The following is a 17,824-nucleotide window of genomic DNA, read 5'->3' as shown; positions in this document are numbered from 1 at the left end:
TTGGCATAAGAGACGGAGAATACCTGCAATATTATCATTTGGCTGTATCACAGGCTTTTTTATTCCTTCAAACAGGTATGATGGTTAAATGCTCTGCCAAATTGAAAAAAGGTTTTGTAGAAGTTTTAAAATCAAGTCCAGCCTCTAAATGATTTAAGTGCTGGTCAATCAATAGCAACAGACGTTCTTCATCTTTATCTTCAATAGCTTGAACTATCTCAAGATGCTCATCTTCAGCACAGTGGGATGAGCCAGCCATGTTGTACAAGCCGATAATTAGGGTGGTACGTAACGTCAGCTCACTCAAAAACCGCTCTAAAACTTGATTATCAGCGATCATCGCCAAACGCATGTGAAACGTACGTGATAAGCGCAGCTCAGCAGGCTTGTCTCCATTTGCACGTGCTTTGGCTTCAGTAGCTATGATAGCACGCATATCAACAATATCATCTGGCGTAATATTTTCGATCACTTTACGTGCCAGCATACGTTCAATCATTCGACGCGCTTCAAAGACATCACCAGCTTCTTTGGGCGAGGGCGTTGAGATAAATGCTCCTCGATTGGGCTGCAATTGCACCACATGCATCGTAGCAAGCGTAGAAAGTGCTCGCCTGACATTGGCTCTATTACAGTCAAACAAATCGCTTAGTACCTGTTCACCCAGCTTTGTTCCAGCAGGCAGCCGCTGCTCTGATACTGCCGCAGTGATTGAGTTAATAATCGTTTGCTCTGGCATCTCATCGATCCTAGAAGCTGTTTTTTCGGTTTTTATAACATTCATAGGCGCAATTATAGTGTGCTGCTGTTAGCTCTACAACAAATATTATAATTTTTTGATTGTTTTGTTAACAAAAATAGTTAACAATGTTTGTTAACAACTATTATTGTATACAAGCGGACAATAAAACACGAAAGCCAATAATGAAAAATGAAACCAATAGCAAAACTTACAGATAGGGAGTCGCTATGAAAATCTTAGTTATGAACCCAAACTCTACAACGTCTATGACAGACAAGATTGTAGAAAGCGCGCGTCAAAAAGTCAGCGTCGGCACGACCATTATTGGTGCTTCTGGTACAGATGCACCGGCTTCTATTCAAGGGCATCACGACGAAGCGATGTCTGTCCCTGGTTTAATCAGACGTTTGCAACAAGCAGAAGCAGAAGGCATCGATGGCGTAGTGGTTGCCTGTTTTGATGATCCAGGCATCGGCGCTTGCCGCGAAGTCTTTTCAGGACCAGTACTGGGAATCTGTGAAGCAGCAGTTAAGGCGGCAAGTATGATTTCGACATCGTTCAGTGTCGTAACCACTTTGCCGCGTTCAGTACCTGTTATTGAAGATCTTATCCATGGTTATGGCTTATCACATCGCTGCCGCCGTGTACGCTCGGCTGCCATACCAGTACTTGCGCTTGAAGAGCCAGGCTCTGGCGCGCGGGAAAAGGTCCGTGATGAGATTTTACGTGCGGTACATGAAGACAATTGTGAAGCTGTTGTTTTAGGCTGTGCAGGCATGGCAGATCTGACAGAATGGCTAACAAAAGAGACTGGCGTCCCTGTCATTGATGGTGTCACCGTGGCTACGCGCATGGTTGAGGCTTTGGTTGGCTGCGGTCTAAAAACAAGCAAAGTTGGCGCCTATGCGGCACCGATTCAGAATTAAAGAACTCACAATGAGTTAACCTACGATTAACCAATGAGCTTTCTCAAGGAAGGAGAACGTAATGGAAAATGCAAAAGCTACCGTCGCTGCGGCAGGAGTAAAAACCCTCGATACTAAAGCAGTTGGAGAGGAAAGTCTTGCACCGCAGACCACACGTATTATGGGGTCTTGGTCTTATTTATTTGCATGGTTGGGGGGATGTGTCTCCATTGGGACATTCACCGTTGGTTCAGGCCTGGTTGGCACGTTGAACCTGCTACAGGTGGTGTTGGCCATTGCCATTGGTTGTACTGTTATTGGGGCTGCGCTGATGATTAATGGCCGAGCGGGCCACAAATACGGCATACCGTTCATGGTTCAAACTCGCTCTGCCTTTGGGTTTTCTGGTAGCCGTATTCCGGCATTGGTACGGTCGGTACCAGCAGTTGTCTGGTTTGGTTTTCAAAGCTGGATCGGCGCTGGCGCTCTAAACTTAGTATCCGACACTTTGTTTGGCTATAACAACATTGTCGTATTCTTCGTAGGCTTTCAATTTTTACAAATTGGTTTATCTGTTCTTGGGTTCCATGGTATTAAATGGCTTGAAAACATCGGTTCGATTTTTATTATCGGTTCACTCGCTTATATGTTTTTTAGTGTTATTAACAAGTACGGTGATACGATTTCGACTAACCTTGTCAATGTCGAGGGCACATGGGGTACGCCATTTTGGGGTGCCACGATGTTGTTTTTAGGGGTCTATAGTACAATGATGCTCAACGTATCTGATTACTCGCGCGAGCTACGCGAAAATGTTGGGCTATTTCGTCAAGTTGTCATCTATGCCAACTCAATTTTGCCTGCAACGTTATTTATGGGGTTAATTGGTGTCATGGTTACCAGTGCGACGGGTGAAGTTGATCCTATTCAGGTATTTTCTAGCGCTGTCGATAATAAGCCTTTATTGATTATCACCATGCTTTTCATCGCTTTTGCGCAAGTCACGACCAATATTTTAAACAACGTCATTCCACCTGCTTATGCGTTAATGGACATATTCAACATTAAGTATAAAACCGCGGCTGTTATTGTAGGTTTACTAGCGTTCTGTACTTTCCCTTGGGAGCTGGTAAAAGACGAATCTGCTGCAGGTTTGAATCTATTTATCCAAACCTATTCAGCATTTTTAGGTCCAATATTTGCAATCTTGGTAGTAGATTTCTATTTCTTGCGTAAACAAAAACTCAACCTTGACAAGCTATATGATAAAGATGGGCCTTATAAAGGTGTGAATATGGCCGCAGTCATCGCTATGGTCATCGGTATCGTAGTCGCTTTGATGTTTTCGAGTATCTCTTGGTATGCAAGCTTGATTCCAGCAGGAGCTATCTATTGGATATTGATGCTTAAGATGCCTGCCGCACAGCGCTTTATGTCATAGTCAATGCGATTGATGTACTCAGTCTTTTTATATAAATCGTTAAACAGCCCCTATAGTAGAGAGCTCTATTATAGGGGCTGTTGCGTTGGGCAGTGAGTTCCTGCATGATAACCTTTATGGTTCATTGTTAGGCTGTATTTATAACACTGACCCTGTACCACTTATTTTCTATAGTTAAATACACCACTCTACTGTCATCAAGGAAGATGAAATTATGAAAATAGGAATTCCAAAAGAGATAAAAAACAACGAAAATCGGGTCGGCTTAACGCCAAATGGAGTCAGTGTCCTAGTCGATGATGGTCACGATGTGCTCGTTGAAAAGGAGGCTGGCATAGGCTCACAGTTTACTGACGATGATTATAAAGAAGCGGGCGCGACCATCGTTGATGATGCGGCAACAGCATGGGACGTAGAACTGGTTATCAAAGTAAAAGAGCCGCAAACAGATGAGCATCGATATCTCACCCAAGACTTAATCCTATTTACCTACCTGCATTTAGCAAATGAGCCTGAGCTTGCCAAAGTATTAATCGACAACAAAGTGACCGCGATTGCTTATGAGACAGTCCAGCTAATGGATAATTCATTGCCACTACTCACACCGATGAGTGAGATTGCTGGACGCATGAGTACACAAATTGGTGCGCAGTTTTTGCAAACTTTTTATGGTGGTAAAGGGGTGTTACTTGGCGGAGTCCCTGGCATTCAAAAGGGCAGGGTAACTATTATTGGTGGCGGAGTATCTGGTACGGAAGCTGCCAAAATTGCCGTTGGGCTACGTGCTGATGTTACTATTTTAGACTTAGATCCTCAGCGGTTAAAAGAGCTATCCGAGATGTTCGGTAATAACGTACAAACTTTAGTATCTAATAAGGTCAATATCGCAAAGAGTGTCAAGGTGAGTGATTTGGTCATTGGTGCCGTATTGATTCCAGGCGCAGCGACCCCCAAACTGGTGACTGAGGAGATGATCGAATCTATGGACGATGGCGGTGTCATCATCGATATTGCAGTCGATCAAGGCGGGGTCTTTGAAACCACAGATCGTATCACCACTCATGACAGTCCCACATACATAAAGCACGGTATCGTCCACTATGCGGTGGCAAACATTCCTGGCGCTGTTCCACGTACTTCTACCATGGCATTGTCTAACGTCACCTTAACATACATACAAGCACTTGCTAACAAAGGCTATCAAAAAGCCTGTCTTGATGATGCAGCTTTGGCAAAAGGCGTCAATACCATGCAAGGCTATATGACCTATGAAGCGGTTGCTAAGGCGCTAGACTATGAGTACAAAGCGCTGGATGAGCTGATTGGTTAATTTTTTAAGAACATGGTGACTGTTATACTCATTATGTGCCGCACTGCAATATAAAAAATCAGTAATTTTAATAATGTTTTCAGTGATTTAAATTGACGTCAAATATTCGTTATTATATGGTGGATGATAGAGACTAATCAATGACACCAACCAGTAAAAGGATAATAGGCATGGAGCTTTACGATTTAGAGGTATCAGGGAATTGCTACAAGATTCGGCTGTTCTTAGCATTGATAAAACAACCTTATACGCTGCATTCAGTAGATTTTTTGGGAGGTGAGCACAAGAACGAGACGTCTATTGAACGAAATGCGTTTGGTGAAGTGCCAGTGTTGATCGATGGTGATTTGACTCTCAGAGATTCGCAAGCCATTTTGGTTTATCTTGCTAGAAAGTTCGATAGAACAGACTGGTATCCAACAACGCCTGCTGAGGAGGCCAAAGTTGTTCAATGGTTAATGGTCGCTGAGAGTGAGATTGCAAGAGGCCCCAATGATGCACGGCTGCATGATAAGTTTGGTTACGAGCTTGATATTGATATGGCTCGGAATAAGTCAGCTCGTGTTCTAGATATTTTAAACAAACATCTATCAGACCGTGATTGGTTAGAGCTTGACCGGCCAACATTAGCAGATTTAGCGTGCTTTCCTTATGTGGCACTTAGCGAGGAAGGCGGCGTATCATTGAAGCCTTATCCGGCAATAACAGACTGGATAGAGCGTATAAAAGCGCTACCAGATTTTGTCAGTATGCCTGGAATATAAGGCGACACTTTTTATAAGAACAAACTATTTACGTAGGGCTACGGGTATAAATAAGTTAAATCCTCATAAATAAATACAGGCAGCTTTGGTCAAAAGTTGGTGCTAAGCCACAACCTTAATTTAAGAGACCAAAGCGGCTGAATGCCTGTCAACCCTTGCGTCATCTCGCCATCTTTTAAGACCACATAAGAGGGCGTTACTTGTCCTTGCCACTCGGCAAAAATATTGCCGTCTTGGTCATTAACCGTTGTAAAACTATAATCATGCTCGTTAAGGTAGCTGTCAAGTTCTTGATTAGAACCTGACTTAATTGCGACAGTGACTACTGGATAGTCATTAGACGCTGCAAGTTTGTCTATCGTTGGCGAAGTCACACTACAAACCGGACACCATGTACCCCAGAAATATACCAGTGCTGGCTTATCTGCACTCATAGCAGCCAAATTAACGGGTTGGCCTTGATAGTCCGTCAATTGTAGCTGTGGGTTGGCTGGCATGACGGGCTGTCGCCACCAGTTAATCGCAGTATAGATGACCAAAAAGACAAAACCATATAATAATACGGTTTTGAGTACGGATAATAACCTCTGTTTTGGAGTCTTTTTAGGTTTTATTTTGGTCTTTTTAACATCTGTAATCATAGTGTCTGCTTATTACATATTTACTTAAATAGAGGGCTTAAACAACAGGCTTTTAAAAAAATATTTAGACAAAAATAAACGGCTGTATAGTCAGCCGTATTATTCAAATAATAATGATTAAATTAAAGTAGCAATTTATCAATATATACAGTGGTTTGTTGACGCTACTGAATGGCGTTAGTGAGATTTTTTCGCACGTCCTTGCAGTGCATCGCCCAATAATACGCTACCAGAATTTTCATGACGTTCGTCGTCGCTCAGTTTACTGGCAGAAACTTTCGATTTTCTCTTCCATTTTAAGCTAAATAAATCATCACGGCGATCGATTAAGTTGTGTACTGAACCTTCATTACGCACGTAAGTAAGCTTATCCAAGTTCAAATCAGAGAAGAACACCATCTCTGTGTTTGGGGTGGTCTCTGCCATAATCGCATCGTGAGGGAACGCAAAATCTGAAGGCGAAAAGATAGACGACTGAGCATACTGAATATCTAGACTTTCAACCTGTGGCAAGTTACCAACTGAGCCGCAAATCATAACGTAACATTCGTTTTCGATTGCACGCGCTTGAGCGCAATGACGTACCCTTAGGTATCCGTTTTGGGTATCTGTCCAAAACGGTACGAACAAGATATCCATATCATCAAGCGCCATCAAGCGAGCAAGTTCAGGAAATTCAATATCGTAACAGACTAGGATACCGATACGGCCAGCGTCGGTGTCAAATACTTTGACCTCATCGCCACCTTCAATAACCCAAGCACTACGCTCATGTGGCGTAATATGGATTTTGCGCTGCTCTTCAACGGTGCCATCACGGCGACATAAATAGCTGACATTATATAAAGTGTCATTTTCATCGAGCAATGGCATCGACCCACTAATGACATTGACGTTATAACTGACAGCTAAATGCGAGATCTCGTTTCTAAACCATTCGGTGTAACCGGCCAAAAACCGGATAGCGACGTTTTGATCTGTTGATTCGCATAATCCCATCAATGGCGCATTAAAAAACTCTGGCAAGCAAGCAAAATCAGAGTTGTAATCTGCCATTATATCGACGAAGAACTCAACTTGTTGTAATAGCTCTTCTGGTGACTCAACTTCACGCATCTGCCACTGAATACCGCCAATACGTACCTCAGATTTGCGCGTATTAGGCTTGTAGTCTTTGGGCTCATAATAAATATTGGCCCACTCAAGTAAGGTTGCAAAACCTTTAGATTGCTTATCATCTGGTAGATAAGCAGTCAAAATACGCTTGACGATAAAGCCGTTAGACAACTGAAACGATAACGCTGGATCATGAATCTCACGTGATTCAACAGCATCAATATATTCACCAGGGGTGAGGTCTTGATGGTCATGGTATTTTGGAATACGACCACCCGCCAAAATGGCACGAAAGTTGAGCTGACGACACAGCTCTTTACGAGCGTCATATAACCGACGACCCAAACGATAACCGCGATACTCAGGATCGATTAATGCATCTAAACCATAGATAGCATCGCCTTCAGGGTTGTCTTTGATGATTTCTTTTTGTCCGATCAAATCATCATAAGTATGCGGGTTAGAAAACTTAGCATAATCAACACGCATAGATAGTACGATACCGATCAACTGATCATGATCAAATAACGCAATCTGCCCTTCTGGAAAAGCATCAATCAAGGTGTGTATCGTGGTTTTTGACCATGCGCCGCCTAAATTTGCATAGACGCGATCCATTAACGCTTTTAATTGGGAGTAATCTTTTTTCTTAATTTCGGCAATCGTTAAATGAAAGTCGTCTAGTTTTTCAATTTTGCTCATAATATTCCTGTTTTGGATATTTGGGATGTCAGATAATAAGTTTTACAGATGAATAAGGCTTTAGAATATTGATAATACTGAATTTTTGTGTAACAAAACTCATAAAAACATACCTATTGCTTCGTTTAATCGTTACAATATTTAATTGTCGTACTTACAACGAGTTATTATAGCCACAGTGATTATTTGGTATGCTTTTTTGCGGTAGCATGTTCCTTAAGGGATGTCATTTTATCAACTAGGATAACTAATGACAGTCTGGCATGGTAAATATTTACTACGTTTTTGTGAATTGTATGATTCGGCTCATTTAAATGTGAGTTTTGAATATTTTACTATCGATACAAAAGCGCTATTTTTAGGATTTTGCATGTCTTTGCAACAGGGTGATACAACTGATTTATTAGAGAATATAGAAGAGTCAGCACTTATTCAGCTGGTGTATGTGAGTAGCATCACTTTTAAAAGTCGCATAAATACTCTCATATTTGATGAAGTAGAAAAGCACGCGCGCGATCACAACGAAGACCATGGCATCACTGGTATCTTATGTTATGGCAATGGTCAGTTTTTACAATGTATTGAAGGTAGCAAAAAAGAAGTACTCAGTTTACAAACCCGTATTTTTGCAGACTTGCGACATAAAAACGTTAAAGTCCTCTTAGTTCAAGCTATTGATAAGCGTAGCTTTATGGATTGGCGTATGCGCTTATTGTTTTTAGAGCGCTGGTTATGGTCGCCTGCAACCAAACAACAAGCTGCGCTGTTAGCACCATATCTGCCTTTTAGTCCGCATGGTTGGTCTCCCAAGCGCACAGAGCAATTCTTACAAATTATCAGAAATTTTGATACCCCGCCTCATATCAAAGCGGCAGGCATTACTTATAATGCGCTGGGTAATATGGTTCAACACATTGCAGCGCCTCATCAAGCATTTTTGATTGTCCAAAGCTTCTTGTGCGTACTGGTCGCTGCAGCGCTGATACTTTTGTATTTGTAAGCTACTGTATTCGTAAAAGGCTGTAATTATAAAAAGCGAGCAGTTACATATCGAAAATCTTACCCCGATTCATAATATTGTTTGGATCGAACACTTTTTTGATTTCTCGCAAGTAGTCAATCTCAGTCTCGCTGCGACTATAGTGAAGATAAGGTTTTTTGGTCATGCCGACCCCATGTTCAGCAGATACCGAACCGCCATATTTTTGTACGGTCTCAAACACATATTTATTAACAATCTGACATTCATTAAAGAAGTCATCTTTGGTCATATTCTCAGGTTTGAGGATATTGAGATGCAAATTGCCATCGCCAATATGACCGAACCAACACACTTCAAAGTCAGGATAATTGCTGCTGACAATATGATCAATCTCAGCGATAAAATCAGGTACATGACTGATTAATACCGATACATCATTTTTATATGGTGTGAATACGGAGATGGTCTCAGAGATATATTCACGCAGTTTCCATAACTCTGCCGCCTGTGCCATGCTTTGGCTCATGACCCCATCAACGACCCAGCCTTGCTCCATGCAATGCTCAAATATCGCCATCGCTTTATCCATAATCGGTTCATAAGGCGCTTCAAACTCAAGCAGCGTATAAAACTTGGTACGCGACTCAAACGGCTCTTGGACCTGACCATGTGCCATCAATTTGTCCACTGCCACATCATCAAAGAACTCAAAGGCAGTTAGATCAATCTTCGCTTGAAAAGCAGACAATACATTCATCACATCGTTAAAGCTGTCCATGCCAAGTACCATGACGTTCAACTCTTGCGGCAGACGCTCAAGTTTGATCTGTGCATGAGTGACTAAGCCTAGCGTACCTTCACTACCGATAAACAGCTGGCGCAAATCATAGCCAGTGGCGTTTTTGATCATACCGCGGTTCAACTGCAAGATATCACCTTTGCCTGTGACAACAGTCAAGCCCATAATCCATTGACGAGTCATACCATAACGAATAACCTTGATACCGCCAGCATTGGTGCCGATATTACCGCCCATTTGACTAGAGCCTGCTGAAGCAAAGTCAACGGGGTAGTATAGATCTTTTGATTCGGCAAATTGTTGTAGCTGCTGAGTGACTACGCCCGCTTCAATTTCGACCAGACGATCAGCAGGATAGAATTGTCCAATTTGGTTCATCTTATCCATACTAACGACAATCTCACCGTTGGCCGCGACCGCGCCAGCAGACAATCCAGTCCGTCCACCACTTGGCGTTAGCACGACGTTGTGCTCATTGGCAAGTAGTACGACGGCTTGTACTTGCTCAGTTGTTTTTGGAAAGACAATAGCGGTTGGGGCAGGCGCAAAATGCTTGGTCCAGTCTTTGCCCCAATGCTCCAAGCTTTCGCTATCGGTTTTAATTTGAGTGTCTTCGAAATTGTGCTCATTTACCAAGCTATTCAGAATGGTCTCGAGCTTATCAGTATCGGTAACAGTTGTAGTCTGAGATGCAAATGGCGTCATAGTGAAGTCTCTGTATAAACGTTAGCGCTACACCTTTTTTCTTAACCATAAGCCTTTTAGATAGATCGGTTAAGTATAGACAGGCAATATTATGGGCGCTTAAAGGCGGTAAGTAGTAAGTAGAGCAGTGTAAATAAGGTTCAAAGAGTAACGCTCACTATAGCATAAAAAGTTTTCAGGCTTGATAAGTAATAATTCATCTAATCAGCTAACATCACCGTTAAATTTTGTGTAAGATAACCGGACTGTTTACGTTTCTTCTAGCATAGATTATTTTTAATAAGACAATCATAGGACAGTCCTCATATGGCATTATCATTACAAAAAGACAAAATCCGGTTTTTATTACTTGAAGGTGTACACGAGAACGCCTTAAAGGTTTTAGACAATGCCGGTTATAAAAATATCGACTATCTTAGTCATGCGCTCGATAAAAATGAGCTGATTGAAAAAATCAAAGACGCCCATTTTATTGGAATTCGTTCACGTACGCAGCTGACTCGTGAAGTCCTTGAGCATGCCGAAAAGCTGATCGGTATTGGCTGCTTTTGTATCGGTACCAATCAAGTCGATCTTGAAGCAGCTCGTGAATTTGGTATTCCAGTCTTTAATGCGCCATACTCAAACACACGCTCGGTGGCTGAGCTAGTATTGGCAGAAGCCATCATGCTGTATCGCGGCATCCCTGAAAAAAACGCTACCGTCCATCGCGGCGGCTGGGGCAAGTCTGCCACCAACTCACATGAAGTGCGTGGTAAGACAATCGGTATCGTCGGCTATGGCTCTATCGGCTCGCAGCTGTCTGTGTTGGCTGAAAGTTTCGGTATGAAAGTTATCTATCATGACGTAGTGACCAAACTGCCGCTGGGTAACGCGCATCAAGTAAGCAGCTTAAACGAGCTCCTGTCTACTGCTGATATCGTGACTTTGCATGTGCCGGATGAGCCAAGCACACGCTATATGATGAAAGCTGAGCAGTTCGCGCAGATGAAAGAAGGTAGCTACTTTATCAATGCGGCACGCGGCACCTGCGTTGAGATTGATGATCTGGCTGCAGTACTTGAATCAGGTAAAGTCTTGGGTGCTGCTATTGACGTATTCCCAAAAGAGCCAAAGTCTGCTGATGAAGAGTTTGAGTCGCCATTACGTAAATTTGACAATGTCATTTTAACCCCGCATATCGGTGGTTCGACGCAAGAAGCTCAAGCCAATATCGGCTTAGAAGTGGCAGACAAGTTTGTGCGATACTCTGACCAAGGGGACACCATCACGGCTGTGAACTTCCCAGAAGTTTCTATTCCCTTCAAAGAAGGCACACATCGTTTGCTACACATTCATAAAAACGTGCCAGGTGTCCTATCGCAAATTAACCGTCTATTTGCAGAAGCTCACATCAACATCTTAGCGCAGAGTCTGATGACTGAAGGTGATGTAGGCTACTTGGTAATGGATGTTGATTACAATGATTCTGATGCTGCTCTTGATCAATTAAAAGATGTAGAAGAGACCATTCGTATCCGTATCCTATTTTAGTATTGGTGCTTTTTAGATATAAGGTTATACCGCTTAGATAGACTAAACTTGTATCTAACCTTGTTGGTTAACGCTGTAGCAAATAGCAAATGACTCTTTTGAAGTTGTTTGCTATTTTTTTTATTTGTTTGGTAATGTTAATGTTGGTGAGGTTACATCCAACATACATGTTCACTTGAAAATTAACTTTTTCTTTACAATAGTTTTAATCTGACAATTTATACTATACAGCTGAAATCGTAATTGAACTTATCATTTTAAGATCAATGAAGTTTTTTATAAAATCGATTCATTACACATCGTGGTCAAAGCATTAAAAGAAATAGAAGTTTTATTCAATTAATATCGTAATTACTTTATAAATGAAGGAGAGGGTATGAAAATCAACATGGTAAAAGCAGCAGCATTAGGTGGCGTATTAGCCATGTCAGCGACGGCAAGTTACGCTGCAGCTGACCAAGAGAGTTATCAGTTATCAAGTCACATTTTAGATATCAGCACTGGTAAGCCTGCACCAAACGTCAATGTGAAATTGATGATGCAAGATGGTGGTAAGTGGAAAGTGCTCAATGAACAAAAAACGGATAATAATGGTCGTATTGGTAATTTCTTACCTAACGCAGATAATGCCGATCATAAAGGAACGTATAAACTGCTTTTTGAAACTAAGCCTTACTTTATGAACCAAGGTTTAGAGACTTTCTATCCTTATGTTGAAGTCAATTTTAATATTGAAGACAATAACCATTATCATGTGCCAATCACGCTATCGGCCTATGGTTACAGCACTTATCGTGGTAGCTAATAAAAATGCTAACAACAAAAAAGAGGCCAATTGAGCCTCTTTTTTTGTTATGAGCTTTACTGACAGAGCATTTAACCTAACTTGTCTGAATCAGCAGAGTCTGACGAATGACGCGCTTCAGTCTTAGCCACTTTACGTTTTTCAATCACCTCAATGACATCACTACCAATATGGGCTTCACCGCGTTGTTTCGCTAACTGCATCTGATGCTCACGCTCACGAAAACGCGCTCTTTGCTCATCGGTCGCTTTATCAATACAGTGCGGACATGACTCACCTTTGATATAGGCGATGCTTTGCATATCATCTTGAGTAATAGGCATACGGCAAGCAAAGCATTGCTCATATTCGCCTTTTTCTAGGTTGTGATTGACTGAGACGCGGTTGTCAAAGACAAAGCAGTCACCCTTCCACATAGAATCGCTGGCGGGTACTTCTTCAAGATATTTCAAAATACCACCTTCTAGATGATAGACCTCTTCAAACCCTTGCTCACGCATATAGGCGGTGGATTTTTCGCAGCGAATACCGCCAGTACAAAACATCGCCACTTTTTTGTGTTTGGCTGGGTCGAGCTCTTTCGCTACGTATTCCGGAAACTCTCGAAAAGTCTCGGTGTTTGGATTGATTGCATTTTGAAAAGTACCGATTTGTACTTCATAGTCGTTACGGGTATCGATTAGGATGACATCAGGGTCTGAGATCAGCTCATTCCATTCACTTGGCTTCACGTAGCGTCCAACTGACTGTAATGGATCGATATTTTCTACGCCCATCGTAACGATCTCTTTTTTTAGCTTGACCTTGGTGCGGTAAAAAGGCTGCGTATTGGTATAAGACTCTTTAAAAGTAAAAGTGCCGATTGCTTCGATACTACGCAGATAGTCTAGGACAGTATCGATACCTTGGCGGCTGCCAGAAATCGTACCGTTAATGCCTTCACTTGCGAGCAATAGTGTGCCTTTGACGTCGTTGTTAAGCATGGTATTTAGAATTGGCTCACGGTGTTGCTCAAAGTCATCAAAGCGTGTGAACTTATAAAGAGCAGCTACGACGATATTGTTAGTCACGCTATCGTAGGCGGGCGCTGACTTACTATTGTCTGTAGTGGTGTCTTGGATAGTACTGTGTTTGGTATTGCTATCTTGAGTGGTACTCATGTGTTTCTCCTGCTGGCTAGGTCGCAAACCTAGTGCAATAAGGTAGATTTAAATTGTGATGGTATAACACTAGCAAGATTGTGGAATTGGCTAGTGCGAGCGTAGTGTAGCAAATTTGACGCATATTTTGAACGTTTTATAAAGCTAAGTGATATAAATTAAGAGAGCTTTTACCTACTTATTACCCAGCTATAGAGGTAGACTACTTAGATACAGCTATCACATAATGTCAATGGAGATGACACATGAATAATCTTTCTACCAATTCTACTACTAGTTCTTCCGTAAACTTGCCTATTAGTCGCTATCCAGTACCATCATTAGAGAGCCTGCCTACTGATATTTTAGAACGCATTCTTGCGGTGCAAGAAAAAGCCAAATTTATTCCCAATGTGTTTTTAGCGTTGGCGTATCGCCCAGCAGAGTTCAGAGCGTTTTTTGCCTATTATGATGCTGTCATGGAGCGAGAAGGCAGCACGCTAAGTCCAGCTGAAAAGGAGATGATCATCGTCGCAACCAGCGCCGCCAATGGTTGTCAGTATTGTGTCATTGCCCACGGTGCGCTACTGCGTGTGTTCTCTAAAGAACCACTACTGGCAGATCAAATAGCAGTCAATTACCTGCACGCGCCCATCAGTCTGCGGCAAAAAGAGATGCTAGCGTTTTCGATTAAGCTCTGTCGTACACCAGAGCTTATTCAAGACTCAGATTATGCAGCACTCAAAAAGCATGGTTATGATGACGAGGACATTTTAGATATCACGGGTATTACCGCGTTTTTTGGTTTATCTAATAGAATGGCAATTGTAATGAACATGCAGTCCAATGAAGAGTTTTATACGATGGCTCGCATGCCGAGGGAGTAGAAGCTATCTAATTTACTTAATTATTTATTGTTAGGTAGACACAAAAAATCCAGCTTAAAGGCTGGATTTTTTATTATCAACTTTTTATCTGTTGAAGTTAATTATCTTATAGCTTATTTGCTTTGGAACCAACGATCGGCTTGACTGCGAGCACTAGCAATGTCTGAGCTTGATAGGTTTAATGCTAATTGACCAATTTTACCACGAGCTTTATTACGTACTTTTTCGTCTAGCATGCCATCACGAGCAGCCAAATCATACCATTTATAGGCATCGACCAGATTTTTTTGCTTCTCATCTAGCAGTGCAAGCGTATAGCTGGCACGATTGTCGCCACGCATCGCGGCTTTCTCTAACCATACACGAGCCTGTTGTAAGTTTGGCTTCACGCCTTCACCGCGCAAATACATGATAGCTAAGTTTAACTGAGCAGGAGCAACCCCTTGCTGAGCCGCTTTGGTGTACCACTGAATTGCCTGCTGGGTATTTTGAGCAATACCTTCACCTTTTTGCAAGCGCTTGGCCAGATAAAACTGGGCATGATCGCTACCTTGAGCGGCACGGTTAGACAGCTCGCTAACAGGCATTAGCTCAAAACGTGACGTATCAAGTGGTACGTTTGAGATTAGCTCAGCGTTAGCCAATCCGGCACAAGAGAACAAAGCAGTAAACAAGGCGGCTTTTAATAATTTCATAGCAGCTCCAAAATTGGGCAGTTGATAAGCAGTGGATAAAGTTTATCGCCAACACTTATGTTATAAGGCGACACTATCGCAGATTATATTTTGCAGTATGAACTTACCTAGTTGTTAGCAAAGTTATATCAACCATGGATATAAGCTTTATCGTTTACGCTAAATCAACAGATAAGCAGTTGTAATAGGGGTGTCATCGACACTATTTTGCTAGCTTACCACCCAAAGTTACGAAACTCAAATACTAATTACTCATTTTAACGTCGTTTTGCGCATTATAGAATGTAACAAAATCATACGGTTATTAAGCTGTAAGAATGAATATACAGAATAAAATACTTATTTAGCTACTAATAAACTGAATTACAGTCCTTTAATATAATAAATTTAAATAGATTTTTGTTTGGTTACTCGGTAGATGGCGACATCTGCTAACAAGTTAGGCGCCTGTCTTATTAGAGTTGACATTAAAGGGGAGGGGCCTTTATCTGAGTCACTAACAGCAAAACGGCTAAGAATATGAATATCATGTTTGGCACACAATTGCTCAAAATCTTTGAACGTGCATAGATGAATGTTTGGTGTATCGTACCATTCATAAGGTAGGGCTTCTGAAACTGGCATTAAACCTTTGAACCCCAAATGAATACGGTTTTGCCAATGGGCAAAGTTGGGGAAGGTAATCACAGCTTCACGTGCGACCCGTAGCATGTCAAGTAATAGTACATCAGGGGCTTTGACCGCCTGTAACGCTCGTGCCATAACAACAGTGTCAAAACTGTTATCAGCGAAACGAGCCAGCCCGTCATTTAGGTCTTGTTCGATAATGGACAGACCTTTACTGATAGCATCGTTAATCTTATCTTCGTCAATCTCAAGTCCGTAGCCAGTAACGCTACGTTTTTTTTGTAAATGAGCAAGTAGATCGCCATTACCACAGCCCAAATCTAATACATGTGAGTGGGGCGAAATCCAGCGCTCAGCCAACTGATGATCCATTCTCATAAGCGCTCTCCTTTGGTTATCGAGTTGCTCGTTATAAACGGTGCCGTTAAAAAGCCTTTGACTGCGCCCATGTAACGTGGGATATCAAATAAAAACGAATCATGACCGTGCGGCGCATCAACGTCAATATAACTGACTGGTTTGCCCGTGGCCATTAATGCATTTACAATCTCTTGTGAGCGTTCAGGGGCAAAACGCCAATCGGTAGTAAATGATACGACCAAGTATTGACATTTGGTATGAGAAAATGCTGCTTTAAGAGCGGTAAGTTCTTGATGATTGCCACTCTCACTGCCATCTTGAGAGATAAGATCGTCTTCAACCACGCTTTTAGTAGTATCGATAGATGCCGCAATTGAATCTTCAAGCTGTACTGTCGACGCCAAATCTTGCGGTTGTGTTGATGGATAGTCGCGCGTTGGATCAAAATAATCTAACGCTTTGGTCATAAGTAAGTAGGTGTTGGCATCGAAGTTTTTACTAAAGCGCTCGCCTTGATAGCGCAAGTAGCTCTCGACCTGAAACTCGACATCATAGCCATACATAAATTTGCCTGATTTTAGGTCTCGGCCAAATTTGGCTTTCATGGCATCTTCAGTCAGATAAGTAATATGACCCACCATTCGTGCAAGGATAAGCCCGCGACGAGGATAGGTGCCTGCTTGTATATAACGGCCGTCGTTAAAATCAGGGTCAGAGAGGATGGACTGACGAGCGACTTCATTAAAAGCAATATTTTGCGCAGATAGCTTTGGTGTACTAGCAATAACGACGCAGCGTTTTAGTCTGTCTGGATAATCAACTGACCATTGTAGCGCCTGCATCCCGCCCATAGAACCACCGACGATAGCGTGCCAAACATTGATGCCTAAACGGTCTGAGAGCATTGCTTGAGTTTTTACCCAGTCTTTGATAGTGATTAGTGGAAAGTCAGGGCCATAGACTTGTGGCTCACTGCCATCGGCTTGATCAAGAGTATCAGGGTTGATGGTCGTTGGGCCCGTGGAGCCAAAACAGCTACCGATGTTATTGACACACACCACAAAAAACTGGTTGGTATCAATGGCTTTATTAGGGCCAATCATATTGTCCCACCAGCCCGATTTTTTGTCGTCAACGCTATAATAGCCCGCTGCATGGTGACTGCCTGATAGGGCATGACAAATCAAAATGGCATTTGATTTATCCTTATTAAGTGTGCCATAGGTCTCGACCATTAAGTCAAAAGACGGCAGGGTACGATTGCATTCTAAGGTAAGCGGTTCGGCAAAATGGAATTTTTCGGGTGTGACGATTCCTACTGAGCCAACCATGTCGACTGAGCGATTCGAATCGAATTTATCCTTGGGAAGTTGGTCACTGGTACTATCAGGGCGTGCGTTCAAAGCTACCTCGCAAGACAACGATCATCAATAAAAAAAAGACAAGATGAAGACTATTTTTCTATACTGTTTTTAAAATGAGCTTGCCTATTGTATGGCGATGCGCGTAGGAGTACAACCTCCATGCGCCGTCTTTATTTGACGCGCGTAGCAAATTGTATAAAGGCCGCCTTTGCTATGCGTTTTTTTACGATAAAATGCTACACTAATCAGATATTAAATAAATATCGTCTTAACAATCCTCCTTTATT

General features: G+C 42.1%; 16 protein-coding genes. 8 read left to right on the top strand and 8 right to left on the bottom strand.

The features are described 5' to 3' along the window. Nucleotides 1–67: 67 nt before the first annotated feature. On the bottom strand, nucleotides 68–739 hold the full coding sequence (locus Q0890_RS04425) for a GntR family transcriptional regulator (protein ID WP_299218076.1): 672 nt from the start codon (nucleotides 737–739) through the stop codon (nucleotides 68–70). A 230-nt stretch (nucleotides 740–969) separates the two neighbouring features. On the opposite strand from Q0890_RS04425, the gene Q0890_RS04420 reads away from it, so the two are divergent. The 4 genes from Q0890_RS04420 (at nucleotide 970) to Q0890_RS04405 (ending at nucleotide 5,182) form a co-directional block, all read left to right on the top strand. After that, complete coding sequence (locus tag Q0890_RS04420) at nucleotides 970–1,668, top strand: aspartate/glutamate racemase family protein (protein WP_299218075.1); 699 nt, start codon at nucleotides 970–972, stop codon at nucleotides 1,666–1,668. A 61-nt stretch (nucleotides 1,669–1,729) separates the two neighbouring features. Then, the gene (locus Q0890_RS04415) at nucleotides 1,730–3,088 is read left to right on the top strand and encodes an NCS1 family transporter (protein WP_299218073.1); all 1,359 of its coding nucleotides are present in this window, start codon (nucleotides 1,730–1,732) and stop codon (nucleotides 3,086–3,088) included. Nucleotides 3,089–3,302: 214 nt separating this feature from the next. Next, nucleotides 3,303–4,418 (top strand): alanine dehydrogenase, encoded by a 1,116-nt coding sequence (gene ald, locus Q0890_RS04410; RefSeq protein ID WP_299218071.1) that lies wholly within the window; start codon nucleotides 3,303–3,305, stop codon nucleotides 4,416–4,418. 170 nt (nucleotides 4,419–4,588) lie between these two features. Continuing rightward, complete coding sequence (locus tag Q0890_RS04405) at nucleotides 4,589–5,182, top strand: glutathione S-transferase family protein (protein WP_299218069.1); 594 nt, start codon at nucleotides 4,589–4,591, stop codon at nucleotides 5,180–5,182. Nucleotides 5,183–5,271: 89 nt separating this feature from the next. Here Q0890_RS04405 and Q0890_RS04400 read toward each other — a convergent pair whose 3' ends face one another. Next, nucleotides 5,272–5,823, bottom strand: coding sequence for a protein disulfide oxidoreductase (locus Q0890_RS04400; protein ID WP_299218068.1), 552 nt, complete (start codon nucleotides 5,821–5,823; stop codon nucleotides 5,272–5,274). 177 nt (nucleotides 5,824–6,000) lie between these two features. After that, entirely contained in the window at nucleotides 6,001–7,641 is a 1,641-nt protein-coding gene (locus Q0890_RS04395) for a carbon-nitrogen hydrolase family protein (RefSeq protein ID WP_299218066.1), read from the bottom strand. Between the two features lie 370 nt (nucleotides 7,642–8,011). Between Q0890_RS04395 and Q0890_RS04390 the strand changes: the two genes are divergently transcribed. Next, nucleotides 8,012–8,641, top strand: a complete 630-nt coding sequence (locus Q0890_RS04390; RefSeq protein WP_299218064.1) for a BLUF domain-containing protein — start codon at nucleotides 8,012–8,014, stop codon at nucleotides 8,639–8,641. A 43-nt stretch (nucleotides 8,642–8,684) separates the two neighbouring features. Here the strand turns inward: Q0890_RS04390 and Q0890_RS04385 are convergent, their stop codons facing one another. Beyond that, entirely contained in the window at nucleotides 8,685–10,127 is a 1,443-nt protein-coding gene (locus Q0890_RS04385) for an FAD-binding oxidoreductase (protein WP_299218062.1), read from the bottom strand. A 306-nt stretch (nucleotides 10,128–10,433) separates the two neighbouring features. Between Q0890_RS04385 and serA the strand changes: the two genes are divergently transcribed. Both serA and uraH read left to right on the top strand, forming a co-directional pair. After that, entirely contained in the window at nucleotides 10,434–11,660 is a 1,227-nt protein-coding gene (gene serA / locus Q0890_RS04380; RefSeq protein WP_299218060.1) for a phosphoglycerate dehydrogenase, read from the top strand. Nucleotides 11,661–12,036: 376 nt separating this feature from the next. Beyond that, nucleotides 12,037–12,465 carry a hydroxyisourate hydrolase gene (gene uraH, locus Q0890_RS04375; protein ID WP_299218059.1) on the top strand — a complete coding sequence of 143 codons (429 nt, stop codon included), beginning with the start codon at nucleotides 12,037–12,039 and terminating at the stop codon, nucleotides 12,463–12,465. Between the two features lie 71 nt (nucleotides 12,466–12,536). Here the strand turns inward: uraH and Q0890_RS04370 are convergent, their stop codons facing one another. Continuing rightward, on the bottom strand, nucleotides 12,537–13,535 hold the full coding sequence (locus Q0890_RS04370) for a rhodanese-related sulfurtransferase (protein WP_299218963.1): 999 nt from the start codon (nucleotides 13,533–13,535) through the stop codon (nucleotides 12,537–12,539). Between the two features lie 335 nt (nucleotides 13,536–13,870). On the opposite strand from Q0890_RS04370, the gene Q0890_RS04365 reads away from it, so the two are divergent. Then, nucleotides 13,871–14,491 (top strand): peroxidase-related enzyme, encoded by a 621-nt coding sequence (locus Q0890_RS04365; protein WP_299218057.1) that lies wholly within the window; start codon nucleotides 13,871–13,873, stop codon nucleotides 14,489–14,491. 113 nt (nucleotides 14,492–14,604) lie between these two features. On the opposite strand, the gene Q0890_RS04360 is transcribed toward Q0890_RS04365, so the two are convergent. From Q0890_RS04360 to Q0890_RS04350, 3 genes are all read right to left on the bottom strand, one after another. After that, nucleotides 14,605–15,186 carry a tetratricopeptide repeat protein gene (locus tag Q0890_RS04360; RefSeq protein ID WP_299218056.1) on the bottom strand — a complete coding sequence of 194 codons (582 nt, stop codon included), beginning with the start codon at nucleotides 15,184–15,186 and terminating at the stop codon, nucleotides 14,605–14,607. 387 nt (nucleotides 15,187–15,573) lie between these two features. Beyond that, nucleotides 15,574–16,191, bottom strand: coding sequence for a methionine biosynthesis protein MetW (metW, locus tag Q0890_RS04355; protein WP_299218054.1), 618 nt, complete (start codon nucleotides 16,189–16,191; stop codon nucleotides 15,574–15,576). Continuing rightward, the gene (locus Q0890_RS04350) at nucleotides 16,188–17,504 is read right to left on the bottom strand and encodes a homoserine O-acetyltransferase (protein ID WP_299218961.1); all 1,317 of its coding nucleotides are present in this window, start codon (nucleotides 17,502–17,504) and stop codon (nucleotides 16,188–16,190) included. Before Q0890_RS04350 ends, metW begins: the two co-directional genes overlap by 4 nt. Nucleotides 17,505–17,824 lie beyond the last annotated feature (320 nt).

Origin of the sequence: uncultured Psychrobacter sp., from assembly GCF_947488565.1 — a bacterium.
GTDB classification, from domain to species: Bacteria; Pseudomonadota; Gammaproteobacteria; order Pseudomonadales; family Moraxellaceae; genus Psychrobacter; species Psychrobacter saeujeotis.
Note: the sequence above shows the minus strand (reverse complement) of the source record. Positions and strands in the feature narration are given on the sequence as shown.